Source organism: Streptomyces sp. NPDC002032, assembly GCF_042890765.1.
Taxonomy (GTDB): Bacteria; Actinomycetota; Actinomycetes; order Streptomycetales; family Streptomycetaceae; genus Streptomyces.
Window position 1 is genome coordinate 1 of record NZ_JBIASM010000039.1, and the last position, 2,671, is coordinate 2,671.

Below are 2,671 nucleotides of genomic sequence, written 5' to 3' on the forward strand. Positions count from 1 at the left end.
CGAGCCAAGGCCGGCCCTTCGGGCCGGGGTCCTCCGCTTCGCTTCGGACTGATGGGGTTCCGCTTCGCTTCACCCGGGCGGCCTGGCTTCGCCAGGCCCGGACCTCCCGCGCTTCGCGTGGGAGGTGACCTCGTTTCACGAGGTCCAGGCCTTAGGCCTATTGGGTGGGTCCGCTTCGCTCCCCCACCCGGTCCTTCGGACTTCGCCTCCAGGACAAACCCGCTCCCCGGGGTTCCGCTTCGCTTCACCCCACGGGCCTGGCTTCGCCAGGCCCGGGCCTCCCGCGCGAAGCACGGGAGGTGACCTCGTTTCACGAGGTTGAGGCCTTCGGCCTGTTGGGCGGGTCCGCTTCGCTCCCCCGCCTGGTCCTTCCGGCTTCGCCTTCAGGACAAGCCCGCTCCGCGGGCGGCTGGCTAAGACGAGCGGGTGCTGAGCCGGGATCTCGTCTGGAGGATGTATCTGGGGCTGGTTGTCTACAGCGTGCCATCAGCGATGCGTTCGGCTGCGTCCTGCGCGACCTCGTTGGCGATGCGCACGCCACACCTCTCGCCAGCGGCCAGGAGGGCCGCCTTCACCCCCGGCGCCGGTCTGCCGGCATGCGTCACGCGGATCTCCGTCAAGGCTTTCTCGAACCGCGTCACCTGTTCCTGGACCCAGGGCATGGACTTCTCATAGTCGGCAGCGTCAGCCATACGGACAACCTACCCCGAGCAACTAATGCTTCATTCTTTATTCAGGATGAACTCTGGAACCGTTGGGTTGCACCGCTTCTCGCCGGTCGCCCTGCTGTCGCGATCCGTAGAACTGCGTGGAGAGTCAACTGCCTAGTGCTGTGACCGGAAAGGTTCACCGGGTTGCTCGTTGTGCTGGTTGGAAATGACTTCTCCAACCAGCGTGGGGAGGCGGGATGGCGAAACCGGTCCGGGTTCGCGGGCTGACCGAGCAGGAGGGGCAGAAACTCCAGCACATCGTCCGGCGGGGCAGTACGAGTTCGGTGCGGTTTCGGCGGGCGATGATGTTACTGGCCTCGGCTGGTGGAAGCACGGTCCCGGTCATAGCCCGCCTGGTACAGGCGGACGAGGACACCGTCCGCGATGTGATCCACAAGTTCAACGAGATCGGGCTCGCATGCCTGAACCCTCGATGGGCGGGAGGCCGTCCCCGCCTTCTCGATCGTGACGACGAGGACTTCGTCGTCCAGACGGCCACCACCCGCCCGACCGTGTTGGGCAAGCCCTTCACCCGCTGGTCGATCCGCAAGCTCGCCGATCACCTGCGACGCAACCGTGCCCGCCCCGTCCTCATCGGCCGGGAGGCCCTGCGGTGCTTACTCGCCCGCTGCGGGATCTCCTTCCAGCGCACGAAGACCTGGAAAGAGTCCCCGGACACATGCTTCGACGCCAAACTGGCCCGGATCGAGTACGCGATCAACCAGCGCCCCGACCGCACCTTCGCGTTCGACGAGTTCGGACCCTTGGGAATCCGCCCCACCGGCGGCTCCTGCTGGGCCGAGAAGACAAGGCCGGACCGTCTGCCGGCCACCTACCGCCGCACCCACGGAATCACCTACTTCCACGGCTGCTACTCCGTCGGTGATGATCAGATGTGGGGGATCAACCGGCGCCGCAAGGGCATCGACCACACCTGGGCGGCCTTGAGAACGATCCGGGCGGCCCGCCCGGACGGCGGCCCGATCTACGTGATCCTGGACAACCTCTCCGCCCACTTGAACTGGAGAATCCGCAGGTGGGCGGTCCGCAATAGGGTCGAGCTGTGCTTCACCCCGACCTACGCGTCCTGGGCCAACCCCATCGAGGCCCACTTCGGACCGTTGCGGCAGTTCACCCTGGCCAACTCGAACCATCCCAACCACACGGTCCAAACCCGGGCCCTGCACGCCTACCTGCGCTGGCGCAACAAGAACGCCCGCCACCCCGACGTCCTCGCAGCCCAACGACGTGAACGAGCCCGCATCCGCAGTGAGAAGGGTGTCCGCTGGGGAGGGCGGGCGTCCCACCAGGGTGGCGGCGGCCTGAGCGACTACACCTGCTCCTGATAGACCCTGATCTCGGTCGGCATGAGTCGACGGATCGTTGCCCAGGCTGCTCGCCCGGTCAGTTCTCGAGCCCACTCTTCGAGATCGTCTCCGGCATCGTGGAAGAACCACGAGTCGAAGCTTCCGAGGGCCTCCAGGGCTGGTGCGCGTCCGTATCTGAGCTCGCAGTGGACCTGCACGTATTGGTCGTGATCACCGTTGCTGTCGGAGATCTCGAACTGCCGGGTGAGGTCCAGCGTGAACGCCGGAGGACCGTCGAACGCATGTGTCCCGTACTGGAACAGAAGACCGTCGGCGTCGGGTGTGTCCGGGACGTCGAACAGCCGTCGGCCAAATCGGAGGAAGGCAAGCCAGAGGTCTTCCGTGACCAGACCGTCAGGCGCTCGCTGCCCTGACCCCAGTTCGCCCTCAAGCGATCCCACGGCCTCGTCCATCGACAGTCTCCGCGTCATGCCCGACCTCCTCGTCCACCGCAGCCGGGCTCAGCGTACTGACCCCGGTGAACCTTCCCGGTCAGAGCACTAGGGCGTGTCCGCAATGTAGGTCGGTCGTTGCTCCGTTCGTGGTGCGACGTCATGAGGTGACTGATCAGGCCTGGGATGTGATCGGGCCGTT

3 protein-coding genes are annotated in these 2,671 nt (G+C 66.0%); 1 reads left to right on the plus strand and 2 read right to left on the minus strand.

The features are described 5' to 3' along the window. Positions 1-473: 473 nt before the first annotated feature. On the minus strand, positions 474-692 hold the full coding sequence (locus ACFYYT_RS36455) for a hypothetical protein (protein WP_351831796.1): 219 nt from the start codon (positions 690-692) through the stop codon (positions 474-476). Between the two features lie 215 nt (positions 693-907). On the opposite strand from ACFYYT_RS36455, the gene ACFYYT_RS36460 reads away from it, so the two are divergent. After that, a complete protein-coding gene (locus ACFYYT_RS36460) occupies positions 908-2,056 on the plus strand; it encodes an IS630 family transposase (RefSeq protein ID WP_351831799.1) in 1,149 nt (382 codons plus the stop codon). On the opposite strand, the gene ACFYYT_RS36465 is transcribed toward ACFYYT_RS36460, so the two are convergent. Further along, positions 2,041-2,508 carry a hypothetical protein gene (locus ACFYYT_RS36465; protein ID WP_351831801.1) on the minus strand — a complete coding sequence of 156 codons (468 nt, stop codon included), beginning with the start codon at positions 2,506-2,508 and terminating at the stop codon, positions 2,041-2,043. The two genes, ACFYYT_RS36460 and ACFYYT_RS36465, sit on opposite strands and share 16 nt — an antisense overlap. Positions 2,509-2,671: the final 163 nt, after the last annotated feature.